The sequence below is a fragment of the Stenotrophomonas sp. LARHCG68 genome (assembly GCF_052871705.1).
In genome coordinates, this window is the sequence record NZ_JBIXJV010000001.1 from 484,422 (window position 1) to 505,685 (window position 21,264).

The 21,264-nt window shown below is 68.8% G+C and carries 14 protein-coding genes; 9 read left to right on the forward strand and 5 right to left on the reverse strand.

Features of this window, described 5'->3' with window-relative positions; genetic code table 11:
• Positions 1–3: 3 nt before the first annotated feature.
• The 3 genes from ACIPR8_RS02145 to ACIPR8_RS02155 form a co-directional block, all read right to left on the reverse strand.
• On the reverse strand, positions 4–1,359 hold the full coding sequence (locus ACIPR8_RS02145) for a GntT/GntP/DsdX family permease (RefSeq protein ID WP_132865567.1): 1,356 nt from the start codon (positions 1,357–1,359) through the stop codon (positions 4–6).
• A 26-nt stretch (positions 1,360–1,385) separates the two neighbouring features.
• A complete protein-coding gene (locus tag ACIPR8_RS02150) occupies positions 1,386–2,654 on the reverse strand; it encodes an amino acid deaminase (RefSeq protein WP_446540021.1) in 1,269 nt (422 codons plus the stop codon).
• Positions 2,655–2,765: 111 nt separating this feature from the next.
• Positions 2,766–3,911 (reverse strand): OprO/OprP family phosphate-selective porin, encoded by a 1,146-nt coding sequence (locus ACIPR8_RS02155; RefSeq protein WP_446540022.1) that lies wholly within the window; start codon positions 3,909–3,911, stop codon positions 2,766–2,768.
• A gap of 119 nt (positions 3,912–4,030) precedes the next feature.
• Here ACIPR8_RS02155 and ACIPR8_RS02160 point away from each other — a divergent pair, with 119 nt between their 5' ends.
• Positions 4,031–4,690 carry a response regulator gene (locus tag ACIPR8_RS02160; protein ID WP_132865564.1) on the forward strand — a complete coding sequence of 220 codons (660 nt, stop codon included), beginning with the start codon at positions 4,031–4,033 and terminating at the stop codon, positions 4,688–4,690.
• Positions 4,691–4,705: 15 nt separating this feature from the next.
• Here ACIPR8_RS02160 and ACIPR8_RS02165 read toward each other — a convergent pair whose 3' ends face one another.
• Positions 4,706–7,357: a hybrid sensor histidine kinase/response regulator gene (locus tag ACIPR8_RS02165; RefSeq protein WP_446540617.1), complete on the reverse strand. Its 2,652-nt coding sequence runs from the start codon at positions 7,355–7,357 to the stop codon at positions 4,706–4,708.
• A 283-nt stretch (positions 7,358–7,640) separates the two neighbouring features.
• Here ACIPR8_RS02165 and ACIPR8_RS02170 point away from each other — a divergent pair, with 283 nt between their 5' ends.
• Positions 7,641–8,963 (forward strand): dicarboxylate/amino acid:cation symporter, encoded by a 1,323-nt coding sequence (locus ACIPR8_RS02170; RefSeq protein ID WP_446540023.1) that lies wholly within the window; start codon positions 7,641–7,643, stop codon positions 8,961–8,963.
• Between the two features lie 233 nt (positions 8,964–9,196).
• On the forward strand, positions 9,197–11,488 hold the full coding sequence (locus tag ACIPR8_RS02175; protein WP_132865561.1) for an NADP-dependent malic enzyme: 2,292 nt from the start codon (positions 9,197–9,199) through the stop codon (positions 11,486–11,488).
• Between the two features lie 92 nt (positions 11,489–11,580).
• Here ACIPR8_RS02175 and ACIPR8_RS02180 read toward each other — a convergent pair whose 3' ends face one another.
• Positions 11,581–11,946 carry a helix-turn-helix transcriptional regulator gene (locus tag ACIPR8_RS02180; protein ID WP_132865560.1) on the reverse strand — a complete coding sequence of 122 codons (366 nt, stop codon included), beginning with the start codon at positions 11,944–11,946 and terminating at the stop codon, positions 11,581–11,583.
• Positions 11,947–12,224: 278 nt separating this feature from the next.
• Between ACIPR8_RS02180 and ACIPR8_RS02185 the strand changes: the two genes are divergently transcribed.
• The 6 genes from ACIPR8_RS02185 (at position 12,225) to ACIPR8_RS02210 (ending at position 21,214) form a co-directional block, all read left to right on the forward strand.
• Positions 12,225–13,469, forward strand: coding sequence for an HlyD family secretion protein (locus tag ACIPR8_RS02185; RefSeq protein WP_192287599.1), 1,245 nt, complete (start codon positions 12,225–12,227; stop codon positions 13,467–13,469).
• Between the two features lie 199 nt (positions 13,470–13,668).
• Positions 13,669–16,416 carry a M16 family metallopeptidase gene (locus ACIPR8_RS02190; RefSeq protein ID WP_446540024.1) on the forward strand — a complete coding sequence of 916 codons (2,748 nt, stop codon included), beginning with the start codon at positions 13,669–13,671 and terminating at the stop codon, positions 16,414–16,416.
• Between the two features lie 30 nt (positions 16,417–16,446).
• Positions 16,447–18,576 carry a peptidase domain-containing ABC transporter gene (locus ACIPR8_RS02195; protein WP_446540025.1) on the forward strand — a complete coding sequence of 710 codons (2,130 nt, stop codon included), beginning with the start codon at positions 16,447–16,449 and terminating at the stop codon, positions 18,574–18,576.
• A gap of 34 nt (positions 18,577–18,610) precedes the next feature.
• On the forward strand, positions 18,611–18,808 hold the full coding sequence (locus ACIPR8_RS02200) for a zinc-finger domain-containing protein (protein ID WP_132865556.1): 198 nt from the start codon (positions 18,611–18,613) through the stop codon (positions 18,806–18,808).
• Positions 18,809–18,816: 8 nt separating this feature from the next.
• Positions 18,817–19,929: a glycosyltransferase gene (locus tag ACIPR8_RS02205; protein ID WP_446540026.1), complete on the forward strand. Its 1,113-nt coding sequence runs from the start codon at positions 18,817–18,819 to the stop codon at positions 19,927–19,929.
• Positions 19,910–21,214: an O-antigen ligase family protein gene (locus ACIPR8_RS02210; protein ID WP_446540027.1), complete on the forward strand. Its 1,305-nt coding sequence runs from the start codon at positions 19,910–19,912 to the stop codon at positions 21,212–21,214. Before ACIPR8_RS02205 ends, ACIPR8_RS02210 begins: the two co-directional genes overlap by 20 nt.
• The last annotated feature ends 50 nt before the right edge of the window (positions 21,215–21,264 follow it).

Sequence of the window (21,264 nt, forward strand, 5' to 3'; positions counted from 1 at the left end):
GGTTCAAAGCACCATGGAGAGAGCCATCACCAGCAGCAGCGCGGTGACGGAGATGAGGGTTTCAAGCACGGTCCAGGTCTTGAAGGTCTGGGCCACGCTCATGTTGAAGTATTCCTTGACCAGCCAGAAGCCGCCGTCGTTGACGTGTGACAGCACCACCGAACCGGCGCCGGTGGCCAGCACCAGCAGTTCCGGGTGGGCGTAGCCCATCGCCGCGGCGATCGGGGCGACGATGCCGGATGCCGTGGTCATGGCGACCGTGGCCGAGCCGGTGGCGATGCGCATCAGCGCGGCCATGGTCCAGCCCATCAGCAGCGGGGACAGGTCAAAGCGCTGTGACAGGCCGATGATCTCGCTGGCCACGCCGGTGTGGACCAGGATGCCGTTGAGGCCGCCGCCGGCGCCGACCAGCAGCGTGATCGCCGCGGTCGGGGCCAGGCACTCCTGCGAGAACTTCAGGATCTGGTCGCGGTTGAAGCCGCGCAGCAGGCCCAGGGTGATGAAGCTCATCAAGGTGGCCAGCAGCAGCGCCACCACCGAGTGGCCGATGAAGCGCAGGCCGTGGTTGAGTGGCGAGCCGGGCGTGGCGATCTGGTCGGCCCAGCCGCCGAGCAGCATCAGTAGCACCGGCAGCAGCAGCGTGGCCAGGGTGATGCCGAAGCCGGGCAACTGGTCATCGGGGATGCGGCTGTGGCCTTCGTCCAGCAGTGCCGCTTCCATCGGATTGTGCGCGGGCAGCGTTACCCGTGGCGCAACGAACCTGGCGAACACCGGACCGGCCAGTGCCGCGGTGGGCAGGCCGACCAGCAGTGCATAGAACACGGTGCGGCCGACGTCGGCGCCGTAGGCATGCACGGCCAGCATCGCGGCCGGATGCGGCGGCACCAGCCCGTGCACCACCGACAGCCCGGCCACCATCGGCAGGCCGACCAGCAGCAGCGGCACGCCGGTGCGGCGGGCGACGTTGAGCGCGATCGGGATCAGCAGCACGAAACCGACCTCGAAGAAGATCGGCAGGCCGATGCAGAAGGCGATCAGCATCATCGCCCAGTGCACGTTCTTCGGGCCGAAGCGGGCGATCAGCGTGCGCGCGATGCGTTCGGCGCCGCCGGACTCGGCCATCATCTTGCCGAGCATGGTGCCCAGCGCGACGATCAGCGCGATGTGGCCCAGCGTCTTGCCCACGCCCTGCTCGTAGGCGGGCAGGATCTCCGGGGCCGGCATGCCGGCCAGCAGGGCCAGGCCCACCGAGACCAGGGTGACGCTGATGAAGGGGTTGAGCCGGAAGCGGGCGATCAGCACGATCAATGCCAGGATCGACAGGCCGGCGTAGAGCAACAGCAGGTTTCCAGCGGTCATGCAGGCAAGCTCCCCCGTGGCGGCACTCAGAACTGCGTGGAAACGGCGCCGACGACGCGCTGCGCGTCATCGACCACCAGCAGGTGGCGCCACTTGTCGAAGGTCAGGCACGGATGGGAGATGTCGAAGCAGAGCAGGTCGCCCACGCGCAGGTCGTCGTCGGCCTGCACGTCGAGGAAGGCGTGCTGGTCCATCATCGCGCTGATCCGCCAATGCACGGCGGCGGCGCCGGGCGCGGTGTCGCCGGGGCGGTGGTGCAGGGCAGGGACCGGGAAGCCGGCATCGAAGGCGGCATCGCGCTTGCCCAGCGCGATGATCGCGCGGGTGGGTTCGGGGCGTGACTGCACGCAGGCCCACAGCCGCAGCGCCGGCTGCAGGCTGCTGCCGATGTCACGCGCCACCGGGTTGCTGGCCTGGATGCGGGTGATTGCCTGCTGGTAGATGCCCACGTCATGGCTCAGGTAGCAGCCCGGGCGCAGGACCACCTGCGCGTCGGGGCGGCCGGACAGCGCCGAGAACTCCTCGGCCACCACGTCGAACCAGGCCGAGCCGGCGCCACTGAGCAGGGCCGGGCTGGCCGCGAAGCCGGCGTCGGCATCGATCACCTGCCACTGCGCCAGGCTGCGCTGCAGCAGGGCGCGTACGCCGGCCTCGTCCTTGGCCACGCCTTCGTAGACCTCCACGCCGACCAGCGCCACCGCATCGGGCCAGCGGCGGATCTCGTCCAGCACCGCCTGCGCCTGGGCCGGGTCGCGCACGCCGGTGCGGCCACCGGCCATGCCGATTTCCAGCAACACCTTGAGGGTCTGCCCGCGTTGGCGGAAATAGCGGCCGAGTGCGGCCACGTTGTCGGCCGAATCGACCACGCAGGCAAACCAGAAGTCCGGGTCCTGCGCCTGCAGCTGCGCGATCAGGTCGAAGTTGCCGCGACCAACCAGCTGGTTGGCCATCAGCACGCGGCGCACGCCGTGCGCGTAGGCGCTGGCGGTCTGCGCGGCGGTGGCCAGGGTGATGCCCCACGCACCGGCGTCGAGCTGCATCCGGAACAGGGCCGGGCTCATCGTGGTCTTGCCGTGCGGCGCCAGCTGGCAGCCATAGGCCAGGCAGAAGCGGCGCATCCATTCCAGGTTGTGCCGCAGCGCCGGTTCGCTCAGCACCGCCACGGGCAGGCTGACGTCCTCATCCAGGATCGACGCGCCCCGTGCAGCGAGGCTGGCCGGTGTCCACGGACCTCCGGCAGGCAGGCCCTTGCCTTCCAGGGGTGCTTCGGAATGAAAGTAATTTTCTTTGGACAACGTCCTTTCCCCGTGCTGGCGCGCCCGATTCGCGGCGGCCTATTGTGTATCACAGGAAGGGTTGTGTGAAAATTATTTTCTTTACAGCAGTGTGCGGGCGACGGCCGTGGCTCAGAAGTCCAGTTGCACGCGCCCGGCGAGCACGCCGGTGTGGTCCAGGGTACGCGCGGCCAGTTCATCACGGCGGCGGGTGTCGGTCCAGTCCACCATCACCCGCAGGTGCTTGACCGCATACCAGTTCACGCCCACGGTCCAGGCATCGGCAGCCTGGTCGCGACGGGTCTGGGGCCATTGCTCGCCCTGGATGTGGTCATAGCGTGCCACCAGCTCCCAGGCGCCGCCCTCCCGGGCAGGCTTGAGCTGCACGAAGCGACCGGTGCGGGCGTCGTAGCTGCGTGGTTCGCCGGTCAACAGCCAGCTGCCCTGCACGTAGCCGGAGCGGACCCTGGCCTTCTGCTGGCCGTCGTCGTAGTGGGCGGCGCCATACTCGGCCTGCCAGGACCAGGCCTGGTGAACGCCGGCGGCCTCCAGCCCGTACTTGTCGACCTGCACGTCGCGGCCGTTGCGGAAGTCGAGCAGCAACAGGCGGCTGTTGTCACCGAAGTAGCCGGCCACGCGCGGCTGCACGCGCAGGGCCGCCGCGCCGCTGCGGCCGGGATTGTCGTAGTCCTCGCGGGCGACCGCGGCGGCCAGGTGCAGGACGTGGCCAGGCTCGCTCCACGGCACGTAGCCGGCGCGCCCGCCCAGGCCGCGGCCCTTCACCTTCCAGGCGTCGATGCTTTCCAGGCTGTAGGCGCTGCCGCTCCAGAACACGCCGTCCCGGTAACCGTTTGCGCCCACGCCGAGCCGGTAGGTCGGGGCCAGCGTCTGCGCCAGGTAGCTGCGCTCGAGCGTCGGAATGTGGTTGGCGCTGGCGCGGTCGTCCAGGGTGAAGAACTGCTTGAACTGGCCCACCGTCACCGTGGTGGTGCCGAAGCGGCGCGCCAGGTAGACATCGCGCGCCACCGGGCGTTGGCCGGCGAAGTCGCCCTCGAACTTGTAGTCGACGCCGTGGAAACTGCCCGAGGCGGCCAGCCACGCGGCACGCAGGTCATCGTTGTCACGCTCGCGGCTGCCGCGGTCATCGTTGTCGAAGCGCGCCACGTCGTAGTACAGGCGCCCGCTGAACTTGATGCTGACATCATCACTGGCATGCGCGGCCGGTGCGAGGGCCGGCAGCAACAGGGCGGACAACAACGGGATGCGGGAGCGTTGCATAGGCTGGCTGTGCCTGTGGGGATACCGGGTCGGGAGGCGGACCATAGCAGCCTGGCCGTGGCGGCCAATAACGCATTGGTAGTAGGGCGAGCGGCCGGGGTGCGTGCCACACTGGCGGCATGAACCTGGCCAAGGTCCTCGTCGCCGATGATCACCCGCTGTTCCGCGCGGCGGTGCTGCATGCGCTGCGCGATGGCGTGGCGGTCGGGCAGACCCTGGAGGTGGCCAGCGCCTCGGCCCTGACCCAGGCGCTGGACGAGCACCCGGAGGTGGACCTGGTGCTGCTCGACCTGAGCATGCCCGGGGCACGCGGCTTCTCCTCGCTGGTGTGGTTGCGCGGCGAGCGCCCGGACATCCCGGTCATCATCATTTCCTCCAACGACCACCCGCGGGTGATCCGGCGCGCGCAGCAGTTCGGTGCGGTCGGCTTCATTCCCAAGTCGGCGCCGGTGGAGGCCATCCGCAACGCGGTCACCGCGGTGATGGCCGGCGACACCTGCTTCCCGCCGCTGGCGGCCGAGCGCTCCGAGCGCGATGCGTTGCTGGCCGCGCGCCTGGCCCGGCTGACCCCGCAGCAGTTCCGGGTGCTGGTATGCGTGGCCGATGGCCTGCTCAACAAGCAGATCGCCTACGAGCTGGGGTTGGCCGAGAACACGGTCAAGGTGCATGTCACCGCGATCCTGAAGAAGCTCGAATGCAACAGCCGCACGCAGGCGGCGTTGCTGGTCAAGGCGCTGGAGCCGGAAGGCGACCCCGGCCTGCCCGACGCGGGCGCCTGAGCAACGAGCACCGACTCAGCGTGCGCGCTGGCAGGCGTGGGTCAGCAGGGCGCGCAGCGCCGAGGTGCGCGCCTGCTTGGACAGGAAGTGCCAGCCGTTCTCGCGGGCGAGTGCACGCAGCGCCGGGTCCTGTTCGGCGGTGTACAGGATCACCGCCGGGGCCTGCTGCCAGCGCTGCTGCAGCAGCGGCAGCAGTTCCGGCCCGCTGAGTGCGCCCAGGCGCACGTCGAGCAGCAGCAGGTCCGGCGCGCTGCCCGGCTCGGCCGCTGCCAGCGCGTCATCGGCATTGCCGGACAACAGTACCTGGCAACCCCAGCGTTCCAGCAGCACGTGGGTGGCGCGGCTGACCAGCGGGTCGTCGTCCACGCACCAGACCCGGCAGCCGTCCAGCAATGAGTCACCCCGCAGCTCCTCGGCCGCGGTGACGGAAGCGGGCAGGGCGGTGCCGGCATGTTCGCCGCGTGGCACGCTGACCGAGAACACACTGCCGTGCTCCAGCACCGAACGCAGCCGGATCGGGTGGTCGAGCAGGCGTGCGATGCGCTCGACGATGGCCAGGCCCAGCCCGGTGCCGCGCTCGCTGGCGTCGTTGCCGTCCAGTCGGTGGAATTCCTCGAAGATTTCCCGGTGGCGGGCTTCGGCGATACCCGGACCGCTGTCGTGCACCTCGATGCGGATGCGCTCACCTTCGCGGCGGCAGCCCAGCACGATGCGCCCGCGCGGGGTGTAGCGGATGGCGTTGGACAGGAAGTTCTGCAGCACGCGGCGCAGCAGGGCGCGGTCCGAGCGCACCACCGCGTGGGTGCGGACGTAGTCCAGCCGCAGCCCGCGCGCGCTGGCCAGGATGCCGAATTCCTTGGCCAGGGCATCCAGCAGCGGGTCCAGCGCGAAGTCGTGGATCCGGGTTTCCAGCGCGCCGGACTCCAGCCGCGAGATGTCCAGCAGGCTGTTGAGGATGCCGTCCTGCGCGGTCAATGCGCTGTCGATGTGTTCGGCGATCTGGCGCGTGCCCTCGTCGGGCAGGCGTCCGCGCAGCGCCGACAGGAACATGCGCGCGGCGTTGAGTGGCTGCAGCAGGTCGTGCACGGCCGCGGCGACGAAACGGGTCTTGGAGCGGTTGGCATCCTCGGCCTCGCGCTTGGCGCCGGCCAGGTCACGGGTACGCTCGTCCACGCGCTGGGTCAGTGCATCAGCGAGCGAGCGCAGGTCGCGCGCGGCGTTCTTGTAGGCGGTGATGTCGGCGTAGCTGGTGACGAAGCCGCCGTCCGGCAGCGGGTTTCCGCGGATCTCGATGACGCTGCCATCGCTGCGTTCGCGCTCATGCATGTGCGGCTTGCCCGAGCGCAGGTGGTTGAGCCGGCGCTCGATGGCCTCATCGATGGGGCCGGGACCGAGCAGGCCACGGCGCGCGTTGAACAGGAAGACATCGGCGATCGGCCGGCCGACGTGGATGAAGCCGGGCGGGAAGCGGAACAGCTCGACATAGCGGCGGTTCCACGCCACCAGGTTGAGCTGGGCGTCCACCACGCACACGCCCTGCGGCAGGTGCTGCAGGCTCGGGCTTTCGCCGTAGTCGGCGGCGTGCGCGGCCTGTACCAGGCCATCCTGGGCGGTGCGCAGTTCCTGCGCGTGGTGCTTGACCATGCGTTCGAGCTCGACGCGGCTGCGCTCGCGCAGCTGGGCAAGCCGGCGGCGTTGCCACAGCACGAAGCCGAGCAGTGCCAGTGCGAGCAGACCGGCGCCGATCAGCGCGGCCTGGGTGCGCGCGGTGGCCAGGCTGTCGTGGCTGGCGCGCAGCAGGTTCAGGGTCCAGCCCTGGCGTGGCAGCGGCTGCGAAATCCAGATGACGTCGCCGGCGTCGGGCAGGCGCACCCGGCGCACGCCATCGCCGAGGTCCTCGATCAGGCGGTACTCCAACTGCTCGCGCGGCACTGGCCCGTACTGGCGGGTGTTGGCCAGCCGGCCACGGATGGCGGCATCGAGCTGGTGCAGCACCCGGTAGCGCCACGTGGGGCGGCTGGACAGGAAGATCACGCCATTGCCGTCGTTGGCGAACACGGTCTCGGGCATCTCGCCCCAGCTGGCTTCCAGCGGACGCAGCACCACCTTGACCACGACCACCCCGACCGGCACGCCCTGGGCGTCGCGGACTGCCTCGGACAGGAAGTAGCCGGGCACCGCGGTGGTCACGCCCTCGGCGTAGAAGGTGCCGCTGCCTTCCTGCATGGCGCGCTGGAAATAGGGGCGGAAGCGGTAGTTGTTGCCGACGTTGCTGGACCCGGGGATGCGCCAGTTGCTGGCGGCCACGGCCAGCCCGTTGCGATCGAGCAGGGTCAGCGTCGAGGTGGTGGCCGCGCCATTGACCGCTTCCAGCTTGTGGTTGAGCGAATCGAAGACGCCGGCCGGGGCGTCCGGTCGCAGCAATGCGGCGCGGATGTCAGGGTCCAGCGCCAGCACCGCCGGCAACACGCCGTAGCGTTCGATCAATGCCTGCATCGCATCGGCCTTCAGGCGCAGCTGTTCGCGCGCCTGCGCCGCGTCGGCCTGCAGGCTGCGCCGCTCCAGGTGGCGCATCACCGCCAGGCTGACCAGGGCGACGAGCACGGCCAGGCCGGCCAGCAGCAGCCAGGTGTGGACACGTCGTCGTGGGCGGCGCAGGAAGGGCATGCACGGATGGTCACGCAGACCGGCGGGTTTCTCCAGCGCGGCATCTGCGACGTTGACGTGCGGCCGCTGGCCCATCCGGCAGGGGCGCCGGGCGGGAACGTGCGGCAAGTGCCCGTGGCCATTGGGATTGGTGTGCAGGGTGCGGTCGAGGCGGGTGCCGGAACGTCGCCAGGAGGGAAAAGCGGCCTAATACCAATGGATTAGCTAGTACCAATGCGTTATCGGCGTGCCCGCCGCCCGCGCGTACAACACCGCTCGAAGCCGTTCTCCTTCGAGGTGTCGCATGCACGTTTCCACCGATGTCGTCGCGGCCCCGGGTGGTCGCACCCCGCTGTACCGCCAGCTGTACTTCCAGGTGCTGGTCGCCATCACCCTGGGCGTGCTGCTCGGACATTTCGAGCCGGCCTGGGGCGCGCAGCTCAAGCCGCTGGGCGATGCTTTCATCAAGCTGGTGAAGATGATCATCGCACCGGTGATCTTCCTGACCATCGTCACCGGCATCGCCGGCATGACCCACCTGCGCAGCGTCGGCCGGGTGTTCGCCAAGGCGATGGTCTACTTCCTGTTCTTCTCCACCCTGGCGCTGGTGGTGGGCATGGTGGTGGCGCACGTGGTGCAGCCCGGCGCCGGCATGAACATCAACCCGGCCGACCTGGACCAGACCGAGGTCAACAACTACGTGGCCAAGTCGCATGAGCTGACCCTGGTCGGCTTCGCGATGGACATCATCCCCAAGACCCTGCTCAGCCCGTTCGTCGGCGACAACATCCTGCAGGTGCTGTTCGTGGCGGTGCTGTTCGGCATCTCGCTGGCGATGGTCGGGCAGAAGGGCCGCCCGGTGCTCAACCTGCTCGAAGCGCTGACCGAGCCGGTGTTCAAGCTGGTGCACCTGCTGATGAAGGCCGCACCGATCGGCGCGTTCGGCGCGATTGCCTTCACCATCGGCAAGTACGGCATCGGCTCGCTGGTCAACCTGGCCTGGCTGGTGGGCTCGTTCTACCTGACCGCGCTGCTGTTCGTGGTGGTCATCCTAGGCACGGTGGCCCGGATGTGCGGTTTCTCGGTGATCAAGCTGGCCCGTTACCTCAAGGCCGAGCTGCTGCTGGTGCTGGGCACGTCCTCCTCCGAATCGGCGCTGCCCTCGCTGATGGAGAAGATGGAGCGGGCCGGCTGCAGCAAGTCGGTGGTGGGCCTGGTGGTGCCGACCGGCTATTCGTTCAACCTGGATGGCACCAACATCTACATGACCCTGGCCGCGTTGTTCATCGCCCAGGCCACCAACACCGAGCTGACCCTGGGCCACCAGATCATGCTGCTGCTGGTCGCCATGCTCAGTTCCAAGGGCGCGGCGGGCGTGACCGGCGCCGGCTTCATCACCTTGGCGGCCACCCTGGCCGTGGTGCCGGAGGTGCCGGTGGCCGGCATGGCGCTGATCCTGGGCGTGGACCGGTTCATGAGCGAATGCCGTTCCTTGACCAATTTCCTCGGAAATGCCGTTGCAACCGTGGTGGTCTCGCGCTGGGAGGGTGCACTGGACAGCGAACGCCTTGCCCAGGTGCTCGATGGCGCCACGCCCGAACCGGTGGGCGAGGTCGCGGTGCGCTGAGCAAGCCTGCCAGTGCGTGGCGCGGGGCCTGCCCGGGACAGGGTATGGCCCTGCGAGTGCTTTCCCGATCCACCTGTTGTCATTGCAGCGACCCGCAATGCTCGGATCATGTCCACCGGACGCCTCCGGATTGTGCGGTTGCAGCATGACCAGTGACAGCTGCGCGACAGGTCCAGACAGCGCAACGCGGTATCATCCCGAGTCCCTTCTGCCCATTCATGCCGAACAGATCGATGTCCAACGAAGATTTCAAACAGGCCGCCCTCGATTACCACCGCATGTCCCCGCCGGGCAAGATCAAGGTGGTGGCGACCAAGCCGATGCTGACCCAGCGGGATCTGTCATTGGCCTACTCGCCGGGCGTGGCGCATGCCTGTGAAGCCATCGTTGCCGACCCCTCGCAGGCAAGCGAACTGACCGCACGCGGCAACCTGGTCGCGGTGATCAGCAACGGCACCGCGGTGCTGGGCCTGGGCAACATCGGCCCGCTGGCCGGCAAGCCGGTGATGGAAGGCAAGGGCGTGCTGTTCCAGAAGTTCGCCGGCATCGATGTGTTCGACATCGAAGTGGACGAGAACGACCCGGACAAGCTGGTCGACATCATCGCCTCGCTGGAGCCGACCTTCGGCGGCATCAACCTGGAAGACATCAAGGCGCCGGAGTGCTTCATCGTCGAGCGCAAGCTGCGCGAGCGCATGAACATCCCGGTGTTCCACGACGACCAGCACGGCACCGCGATCATCGTCGGCGCCGCCGTGCTCAACGCCATGTGCATCACCGGCAAGAAGATCGAGGACGTCAAGCTGGCCACCACCGGCATGGGCGCGGCCGGCATCTCCTGCGTCAACATGCTGGTACAGCTGGGCCTGAAGCCGGAGAACATCCTGGCCTACGACCGCGAAGGCGTGATCCACACCGGCCGCACCGACCTGGACCCGGAAAAGGCGCGCTACGCCCGCGACACCGACAAGCGCACGCTGGCCGAGATCGTCGACGGCGCGGACATCTTCCTGGGCCTGTCGGCCGGCGGCATCCTGAAGCCGGAAATGGTCGCCACCATGGCGCCGAACCCGGTCATCTTCGCGCTGGCCAACCCGTACCCGGAGATCCTGCCGGAGGACGCCAAGGCGGTGCGCCCGGACGTGATCATGGGCACCGGCCGTTCGGACTACCCGAACCAGGTCAACAACGCGCTGTGCTTCCCGTACCTGTTCCGCGGCGCGCTGGACGTCGGTGCCACCGGCATCAACGAGGAAATGAAGGTGGCCTGCGTGCGCGCCATCGCCGCGCTGGCCCGCAAGGAGGCGTCCGACATGGGCGCCGCCTATGGTGGTGATACCCCCAGCTTCGGCCGTGACTACGTGATCCCGCGCCCGTTCGACCGCCGCCTGCTGGTCGAGCTGTCCTCGGCGGTGGCCCAGGCGGCGATGGATTCGGGCGTGGCCACGCGCCCGATCGCCGACATGGCGGCCTACCGCGAGAAGCTGGCCCAGTTCGTCTACCGCACCAGCCTGTTCATGAAGCCGGTCTACGACCGTGCCCGTTCGGACAAGCAGCGCGTGGTCTACGCCGAGGGCGAGGAAGAAGTGGTGCTGCAGGCGGTGCAGAACGTGATCGACGAAGGCGTCGCCGCGCCGATCCTGATCGGCCGCCCGGAAGTGATCGAGTCGCGCATCGAACGCCTGGGCCTGCGCATGAAGCCCGGCGTGGACGTGGAGATCACCAACATCAACGACGACCCGCGCTTCAACGAGTACTGGCAGTACTACCACGAGATGACCGGCCGCAAGGGCGTCACCGTGGCCGCCGCCAAGAACCTGATGCGCTCGCGCCCGACCCTGATCGCGGCGGTGATGGTGGCCCGTGGCGAGGCCGACGCGATGCTGTCCGGCCTGGTCGGCCGCTTCCACAAGAAGCTGGGCTACGTGCGCAGCGTGATCCCGCTGGAACAGCGGGTCAGCTCGACCTCGGCGATGACCGGCGTGATCAACTCGCAGGGCGTGTTCTTCTTCGTGGATACCCACGTGCAGGAAGACCCCAGCGTCGACCAGATCGTCGAATCCACGCTGCAGGCGGCCTACCGCATGAAGCTGTTCGGCATCGAGCCGAAGATCGCGCTGCTGTCGCACTCCAACTTCGGCAGCCATGATTCCAAGGACGCGCTGAAGATGCGCCAGGTGCGCGAGCAGCTGCTCAAGCGCAACCCGCGCCTGAACGTGGACGGCGAGATGCAGGGCGACACCGCCTGGGACGAGGCGCTGCGCGAGAAGCTGCTGCCCAACAGCACGCTCAAGGGCCGTGCCAACCTGTTCGTGCTGCCCAACCTGGAAGCGGCCAACATCGCCTACAACCTGGTGCGCGTGTTCACCAACGGCGTGGCGATCGGCCCGATCCTGATGGGCATCTCCAAGCCGGTGCACATCCTGACCAGCAGCGCCAGTTCGCGCCGCGTGCTGAACATGACCGCGATCGCGGCCGTGGACGCGCAGATCCGCAAGCAGATGGAAGCCGACCGCGCCGGTTGATGGCGGGGTCCGGATGCAACGAAGAAAGCCGGCGCAAGCCGGCTTTCTTCGTTTCCGAGGGAAGGTGGGGCCAGCCTGGCTGGCCCCGGCGGTCAGAGCGGCGAGGCGCGCTGGCCTTCCACGATCTGCAGGACCAGCTTGCGGGTGGCGGCGCGGCTGGTGCGATAGCCCACCAGCAGGCGGCGTTCGTGCGGGTCGTCGACCAGCTCCATGCCGGCCGGAGGCGGGCTCGCCGGGACGGCCTCGAGCCCGGTACGGCCGGTGGCCAGCCATTCGAAGGAAACATCGGTGACCAGGGCGATGGTGATCATGCGGGTAGTGCACGGCATGATCCCGGTGGGGCTTTCCCAGTTGCCCACCGCGCTGCGGCTGACCTTGAGCAGGGCGGCCAGCTCGGCCTGGGTCATGCCCTTTCTGCGACGGGCACGGCGAATGCGATTAGCCAGTTGGTTGGGCATCCAGGTTCTCCTCCATGAGGTTGCTGCGTGAGTGCCCGGGGACTATATCGCAAGCGGGATACAATGTGCGAACAAGTGTGAGAAATTGAGACAATGCAAGGAAAAGTGGGTTTTCGTCAGAAAGTCTGACTTTTCGGGTCAGCGCGGCTGACGCCCGGCCCGCGTCCCCGGTGCCATGGGCAATGGGCGTCTGGTGCCAGTGCAAATGACCCTGCGGAGGCCTTGAACGAAGGCCTCCGCTTCGACACATTCGCGCCTCGCTTTCCGGGGGGCCAGCCATGCCGCAATCATCATGCCGGGAGGTCACGTCGAAGGTGCCGCCGGACCGCATGCCGGCCAGCGCGGGGACGTCGCCGGCGTTGCGCCTGGGCGGGCTCGCCGGCCTGGCGATGATCGCCGCCATCGCCGTGCTGGTTTTCCTGTGCTCGGCCAGCTACACCTGCCGCTCCACCGTCGAGGGCCAACTGGTCCCGGTGCAGGGCATGCTGACCGTGACCGCTCCGGCCGACGGCGTGGTGGCCTGGTTGAACGTGGCTGAAGGCGGGCGCGTCCGCGCGGGCGGCAGCCTTGCGCTGGTGAGCATGTCACGCGCGACGGTGGACGTCGGTGATGCACAGGGCGCCATCGATGCGCACCTGAGCGAGCGCGAACGCGGGCTGGAGGAGGAGCGCCTGGCCGGGCACGGGCGCATGCAGGCGCAGCGGCAGGGCTTGATCCGACGCCTGCGCCGCGCCCGTGACGAACTGCAACTGGTCCAGGCCGAGGTGCAGGTCCGCCAGCAGCAGGTCCGCACCGCCGCCGACAGGCTGCAGCGCCTGCACCGGCTTGAAGAAGGGCGATACGTGGGGCAGCTGCAACTGCAGCAGCAGGAAGCCGCGCTGCTGGACCATACCGCGCAGTGGCGATCGCTGCAGCGACAGGCCAGCGGTGCACGGCGGCTGATCGCGCGCCTGCAGCAGGAGCTGGACGAGATGCCGGCGCAGGCACGGGCCAACGACGCCGGGCATGCGCGTGCGCAGGCGCGGCTGGAGCAGGAGCGCCTGCAGGCCGATGCCGCCGATGGACTGCTGGTGAAGGCTGCGGTCGCCGGGACGGTGGGGATACACCTGGTCAAGCCCGGCCAGGCGGTGCGTGCCAACCAGCCGCTGCTGGTGCTGTTGCCCGGTGACGGGCGGCTGGAAGCGGAGCTGCGTGTTCCCAGTCGCGTGATCGGCTTCATCGCGCCCGGCGATGACGTGCTGCTGCGCTACCGTGCGTTTCCCTACCAGAAGTTCGGGCACCAGCGCGGCCGTGTGGAACGGATCAGCCTGAGCGCGTTGCCCGACGATGCGGCCGGCCGCGGCGGCGAGGTCGCCTACCGGATCACCGTCAGCCTGGCCCGGCAACACGTCGTGGCCTACGGGAAGCCCGAGCCGCTGCGCCCGGGCATGCCGCTGGAAGCGGACATCATGGGTGAACGGCGTCGTCTGTTCGAATGGCTGTTCGAGCCCCTGCTTGGCATGTCAGCACGCTGGGAAGGATGAGCGGTGTTGGCCTCTGCACGGTGTACGCATCGGGATGTTTCTGGAAACATGCCCGTGCAACCGATGCGGTATCTCCACAGAGGGATGGGCAAGGGAAGCCGCGCGGCGACGGGATCGCGCAGGGAAGGTCGGGCGCGGGGAGCTTCCCCCGCCATCGGGCCTGGAAAGGAATGGACGGAATGAACTCAAGGGGAAATGGATGATCGGAGTTTCGCGTTGTGCAGTGGCGCTGGCCCTCTCTTTGGCGGGCGTGGGCGTTGCGACGGCCAGGCCGGCGCCCCCGGCCTTGCCGGCGACGGTGGAGGCCGGGCCGTGCGTGGAGGGGATCTGCCAGTACCAGCTGCACAACGGCCTGCGCGTGTTGCTGTTCCCCGACGCAAGCAAGCCGACGGTGACGGTCAACCTGGTGTACGGCGTGGGCTCGCTGCACGAGAACTACGGCGAAACCGGGATGGCGCACCTGCTCGAACACCTGTTGTTCAAGGGCACCGCGCGCAACCCCGACATTCCCGGGCAGATGCAGAAGCGCGGCATCAGCAAGAACGCCACGACCTCGCTGGACCGCACCAACTACTTCGCCTCGTTCCCGGCCAGCGATGAAACGCTGGAGTGGGTGCTGGCGATGGAGGCTGACCGGATGGTCAACTCCAGGGTGGCCAAGGCCGACCTGGACAGCGAGATGACCGTCGTCCGCAACGAGATGGAAGCCGGCGACAACAGCCCCGTCGGCGTGCTGATGAAGCGCATGCGCTCGGTGGCCTTCGACTGGCACAACTACGGCAACATGCCGATCGGTGCACGCTCGGACGTGGAGAACGTGCCGATCGACAACCTGCAGGCGTTCTACCGCGCCTGGTACCAGCCGGACAACGCGCTGTTGATCGTTGCCGGCCGCATCGACGAGGGCCAGGTACTGCAGCGCGTGGCCGCCCACTTCGGCCCGTTGAAGCGGCCCGCCCGCGTGCTGCCGGTGCTGCATACGGTGGAACCTGCCCAGGATGGCGAGCGCGAGGTCACCGTGCGCCGCAGTGGTGACCTGGCGCTGGTGGCGGCCAGCTACCACGTGCCGGCGCTGGCGCAGGCCGACAGCGCGCCGTTGGCGGTGCTGGCGAACGTGTTGGGCGACAACCCGAACGGGCGGCTGTACAAGGCGCTGATGGAGCCGAAGTTGGCGGCCTTCGCCACTGCCAGCGGGGAAAGCCTGCGCGATCCCGGCCTGTTCACCCTGATCGGTGTCCTGCCCAAGGCCGGTGACGCGGCCAAGGCCGAGGCCGAGTTGCTGCGCCAGGCCGAGCAGGTCGCCGCGCGTCCGGTGAGCGAGGAGGAGGTGGCCGCGGCCAGGCAACGCATCGCCAACGGGATGGAGAAGCTGGCCAGCGACGTCAACGCAGTGGCGATGGCGCTTTCCGAGTACCAGGCGGCCGGTGACTGGCGGCTGCTGTTCGTGCAGCGCGATGCGATCGCCAAGGTCAGCGCCGCCGACGTCAACCGCGTCGCGGCCGCTTACCTCAAGCCCAGCAATCGCACCCTGGGCCGGTTCGTGCCGACGACCACGGTCGATCGCGCCGGGATTCCACCGGCACCGGCGGTGGCCAGCCTGGTCGATGGCTACATGGGGCGTGAAGCGGTCGCCGCCGGAGAGGCGTTCGAAGCCACGCCGCAGAACATCCAGGCACGCACCGAGACCTTCACCCTGGGCGAGGGGCTCAAGGTTTCGCTGCTGCCCAAGAAGAACCGCGGCCAGACAGTGACGGTGGATGCGACGTTCCGCTTCGCTGACGAGAAGGCCATGACCGGCCGCGGCATGGCGGGCAGCCTGCTGGGCTCGATGCTGATGATGGGCAGCACGCATATGGACCGGGGCCGGATCGCGGCGCGTTTCGATGCGCTGGCGACCCAGGCACAGGTGAGCGGGGGCATGCAGAGTGCGCAGATCCGCCTGTCGGGCCGGCGCGACACGCTGGCAGAGGCGTTGGCCCTGGCCGCGGACGTGCTGCGCAACCCGGCGCTGCCGGAAGACCCGTTCGAGCAGCTTCGCCTGCAGGCCGTCACCGCGACCGAAGCACGGCGCCGGGAACCCGGTGCGGTGGCATCGCTGGCGTTGGCCCGCTACTTCGACCCGTGGCCGGAAGGCCATCCGCTGCATGTGGAAACGCTGGACACCGCGCTGGAGCGGCTCAATGCGGTGAAGCTGCAGGAACTGGCCGCCTATCACCGCGACTTCTACGGCACCAGCGTGGGCGAAATCGCCATCGTCGGCGACTTCGACGCCGAGGCGGTGAAGGCGCAACTGCAGTCCCTGTTCGTGGACTGGAAGGCACCACGCGCCTATGTGCCGATCAGCACCCACTACCAGCCGCGCGCGGCGATGCAGCAACGCCTGGCCACGCCGGACAAGCCCAATGCGGTATTGCTGGCACGACAGAACCTGTCGATCAACCTGGCCGATACGGACTTCGCCGCGCTCAACATCGCCGTCAACATCCTTGGTGGCGATCCGCTGAAGGCGCGACTGGCCGACCGCATCCGCCAGAAGGAAGGCCTCAGCTACAGCGTGGGTGCCGCGCTGCATGCCGACGAAAGCCGGGAAGGACGTGACGATGCGGGCAGCATCGCCGTGCAGGCAATTGCCGCGCCGGGGAACATGGACAAGGTCGAGCGCGCGGTGCGCGAGGAACTGGCCCGGCTCGTGGCCGATGGGGTCACCGAACAGGAATTGCGTGATGCGGTCAATGCACGGCTGGTGGTGCGCGAGCAGTCGCGTGCCAGCGATGGCGCGGTGGCCAACCTGCTCACCGACCACCTGTACTACGCGCGTGCCATGCAGTTCGAGATTGACCGGGATGCGGCCTATCGCGCGTTGACGGTCGAGCAGGTCAATGCCGCCATCCGCAAGCACCTGGATCCCAGCCAGCTGAGCGTGTTCGTTGCGGGTGATTTCAAGTAACGACGAAGGAGCGGCCAGGGACGGCCACGGATGAAAACCATTGTCCAATCCGAGGCCGCCGACAGCGGCCTTGCTTCCCTTGCCATGGTGGCCAAGGCGCATGGACGCCCGGTCGGACTGCCGGAGCTGCGGCGACGTTTCCCCGGCTGCGCGAACGGCGCGACGCTCGCTGGGCTGGTCGACGCCAGCCGGCAACTGGGCTTGCATGCACGGCCACGGCAGCCTGGCGCCGCACTGGCCAGCGTGGACCTGCCCTGCATCCTGCAGGGGGAGCGGGGTCATTTCGCGGTCCTGCAGCAGTTGCGGGGCAATCGTGCCACGGTGCTGGACCCGGTCGCGGGGACGCGCCGGATGTCGCGGTCCGAACTCTCCGGCTGCTTCGGTGGCGCGGCGCTGGTATTGGAGCCGGCGGCGATGTTGGCGTCCCCTGAAACAGGGGCCTTGATCAGCCTGCGCCGCCTGGCCGGACCGGTCCCCGGCCTGCGAACGGTGCTCGCGCAGGTGCTGGTGTTGTCGCTGGCGCTGCAGGTGTTCGTGCTGTTGGCGCCACTGCTGATGCAATGGGTGGTGGACCAGGTGCTGGTCGCGGCCGACCGCGACCTGCTCGCGGTATTGGCGCTCGGCTTTGGCCTGGCCCTGGTGCTGCAGGTGGGCATCGATGCGGTGCGAAGCGTGGCCGTGGTTCGCCTGTGCACGCGGCTGGGCGAGCAGTGGAGCGGCAATGTGCTTGCGCACCTGTCGAGGCTGCCCCTGGCCTTCTTCGAGCGACACGGCCCGGCCGGCGTCGTCGCGCGGTTGGCCTCGCTGCGCCAGATCCAGCGGACCGCGGCCAGTGGCGCGCTCGAAGGGCTGGTCGATGGTCTGCTGGTGGTGCCGTTGCTTGGCTTGATGCTGCTGTACAGCCCCGGACTGGCAGGCGTGGCCGTGCTGGCGGTGGTGCTGTATGCGAGCGTGCGCCTGTTGGCTGCGAAGTCACAGCACATGCATCGCGAGCGGCAGTGGGTGGCGGATTCCCGCCAGCAGGCGTACCTACTGGAGACGCTGCAGGGCATGCAGGGCGTGAAGGTGGCAGGCGCGGAATCGCGCAGGCGCGACGGTCATGACCTGCTGCGCTGGGAGGCGGCCCAGTACGAGGCGCGGCTCGCCCATTTCGACGTGGCCTTTCGTGGCACGCGCCAGCTGCTGTTCGGCCTGGCACGCATCGCTTCGATCTGGATCGCGGCCGCGCGGGTGCTGGACGGTGCCTTGACGGCCGGCATGCTGATCGCCGTCCTGGCCTACGGGGAGTTGTTCATGGCGCGGATGAGTGCCCTGGTCGACCAATGGCTGGCGCTGCGCGTGCTTCGGTTCCACCGTGAACGCCTGGCAGGGGTCGTGTCGGCCATGCCGGAGCCGGACCTGCCCGGGCCTGTGGCGGTGCCCGAGGACAGCCGGATCGAAGTGGAGGACCTGTGCTTCCGCTATGCCGATGACGCGCCGTGGGTACTGGAGGGATGCAGTTTCAGCATCGCTGCCGGGGAGTCGGTGGCGATCACCGGTGCGTCGGGCTGCGGCAAGACCACGCTGGTGAAACTGATGCTGGGTGTGTTGACGCCGACCCGCGGCAGCATCCGCATCGGGGGCCATGCGCTGCAGGCGCTGGGACGGCACGAGCTGCGCCGCATCATCGGGGCGGTGATGCAGGGGGATCAGCTGTTCAGTGGCAGCATCGCCGACAACATCAGCTTCTTCGACCCGGATGCGGACCCGGCGCGGATCGAGGTCGCGGCCAGCCTGGCCGCCGTGCATGCGGAGATCATCGCCCGGCCAACGGGCTACCACGGGCAGGTCGGCGATCGGGGCAACGCCCTGTCCGCGGGCCAGCAGCAACGGATCCTGCTCGCGCGCGCCTTGTACCGGCAGCCCCGGTTGCTGTTCCTGGACGAGGCCACCAGCCATCTGGATCCGTGCGGTGAGCAGCAGGTCAACGCGGCCGTGTGCCAGCTGCGCCTGACCCGGCTGGTCGTCGCGCATCGACCCGGGGCGGTCGTCGGCGCTGATCGGGTGCTGCGCCTGGAGGCCGGCCGGCTGAGCCGGGAACCACCGCAGGTGGCCACGGCCGGTGACGGCCGCGCGGGGGAGACGCCGGCGGGCGGTCCGGCACCGGGGTGGCACTGGTAGAATTGGCCGGTCCCTGATTTCGCTGAACGACGCCATGAGCCATACCGCCACCGCACCCGCCAACTCCGAGAAGCGCTACACCGTGCACCGCGCCGACCTGCCGTTGAGCTGCCCGACGCCGGAGATGGCGCTGTGGAACTCGCACCCGCGCGTCTACCTGCCGATCGACAAGGAACCCAACGGCGAAGCCGCCTGCCCGTACTGCGGCTCGGTCTTCGTGCTGGTTGACTGAACCGGACGATGCGCCGCCTGACCGTGGTGCAGTTGCTGCCGGCGCTGCACGCCGGTGGCGTCGAGCGCTCGACCCTTGAGATCGCCCGCGCGCTGGTCGCGGCGGGCCATCGCGCCATCGTGGTATCGGCCGGCGGCCGGCTGGTGCAGCCGCTGCTGGACAGCGGTGCCGAACACCTGACCCTGGATATCGGCCGCAAGTCGCTGTTGACCCTGCGGCACGTGGCCAGCCTGCGCCGCCTGTTCGTGGAAACCGGCGCGGACATCGTGCATGCGCGTTCGCGCCTGCCGGCATGGCTGGGCGGGTATGCCTTGCGCGGCATCAAGCCGCCCCAGCGGCCGCATTGGGTGACCACCATGCACGGCCTGAATTCACCGGGCCGTTACAGCGGCATCATGGCCAGCGGTGAACGCGTGATCTGCGTATCGCAGACGGTGCGTGCCTACCTGCTGCAGCATTACCCGGCCACTGACCCGGGCAAGCTGCGCGTGATACCGCGTGGCATCGACGCCAGCCAGTTCCCGCGCACGCCGCGCGCCGACCGGCGTGCGCGCCTGGAGGTGGCACGCCAGCACCCGGCGCTGGCCGGCGATGCGCCCTTGCTGCTGCTGCCGGGGCGTGGCACCCGGCTGAAAGGCCATGCGCACGCCATCGGGCTGCTGGCGGCGCTGAAGCAGCAACAGGTGCAGGCGCTGCTGTGGATGCCGGGGGCACGCGCGCCTGGACGGGAAAGCTACCTGCAGGAACTGGAACAGCTTGCGGGACGACTGGGCGTGGCCGGGCAGGTGGTCTTCAGCGAGGCCACCGACCGCATGTCACAGGCCTACGCGGCCAGTGACCTGGTCCTGCAGTTGTCCGACAAGCCGGAAGCGTTTGGCCGCACGGTGCTTGAGGCGCTGTCAGTCGGTCGACCGGTACTGGGTTGGGCCCACGGCGGCGTCGGTGAACTGCTGGCGCAGCTGCAGCCCGAGGGGGCGGTGGCGCTGGGTGACGATGCAGGCCTGCTGCAACAGGCATTGCAGATGCTGCGGCAACCGCCGGCATTGCCCGGCCGGATTCCCTTTACCCTGCAGGCCATGCAGCGTGCCACCCTGGATGTCTATGCCGAACTCACGCGCTGATGGTGCAGGTGCCAGTGCCCGTTGGGCACCGGCATGGGTGATTGCCTTCGTCGCCTGCTGGCCGGCGCCTGGGATTGCCGAAGCGGTGCTGGTGCTGGGGGCATTGTTCACCGCGGTGCGGTTGGTGCAGTTGCATCTGCGTGGCGGCATCCGGCCGTTGCTGAGCATCCCGGCATGGGCGCTGACCGGCGTGTTGTTCCTGGCCTACTGGCTGCCCCAGGCGGTGTCCGCGTTCGATGCGGCCGATCCGGGCAGGACCTGGGGCAAGGTAGCCGCCGCGCTGCGCTACCTGCCGTTCATGTGGCTGGTCGCCATTGCCGTGGCCACGCCGCAACGGCGACGGATCACCTTCACCGGCCTGGCGCTGGTGACCGCGGCGTGGACGCTGGATGCGTTGGTGCAGGCCGTATTCGGCACCAGCGCATTGTTCTGGTCGATGGACCAGCTCAAGTGGCTGATCAGTGGACACAGCCTGTGCACCGCACAGGAGATCGCCGCGGCAGATCGCCTGCCGGGCGTGTTCGGCCCGTGCAACCTGAAGTTCGGGCAGGTGTTGGCGGCGGTGTCGCCGTTCCTGCTGTTCTTCGTGGGCCAGCGCATGGGGCGCTGGGGCTGGTTGCTGGCTGCTGCATTGGTCGGCGTGGTGCTGGTGCTGGCCGGTTCGCGTGCCTCCTGGATCAGTTATGCGCTGGTCGTGCTGTTCTCCGGCGGGCGCCTGCTGGGCGCGAAGCGGATGGCACTGGTGGTGCTCGCCGGCGTGGCCGGTACCGTGGCGCTGGGCCTGGGGTCGTCGCAGGTACGCGAGCGCTTTGCCCGCACGCAGATGGCCTTGAGCGGTGATGCCAGCGGCATGGACCAGGCCTTGTCCGGGCGCAGCCAGATCTGGGGAGCGGCGCTGTGCATGGTGCGCGAGCACCCGCTCAACGGCGTGGGCGTGCGCGATTTCCGGCGGGCCTACCCGCAGTGTGATCCGTCACCGCAGAGGACCGCGGCCTGGGGCGACAGCCCGGCCCTGCATGCGCACCAGATCGTGCTGGAGATCCTGGCCGAAACCGGTGTTCTCGGCCTGCTGCTGTGGATGGCGGGCGCGGCGATGGCCATCCGTGCCTGGATCTATGCCTCCCCGCTGGCCCGCGACCAGGCCCGGCCGGCGGCGTTGGCCTTGGCGACCACGGTGTTCCCGCTCAACACGCACCTGGCGTTCTATTCCACGTTCTGGGGAGGCGTGCTGGTGGTGCTGGCGGCCCTGTATGCCGGCGCACTGCTGGCCGACGAACAGGAGTGAGGCTGGCGCGCCGCCGGAGCGGGTGGCGCACGGCCAGGTGACCGGGGATG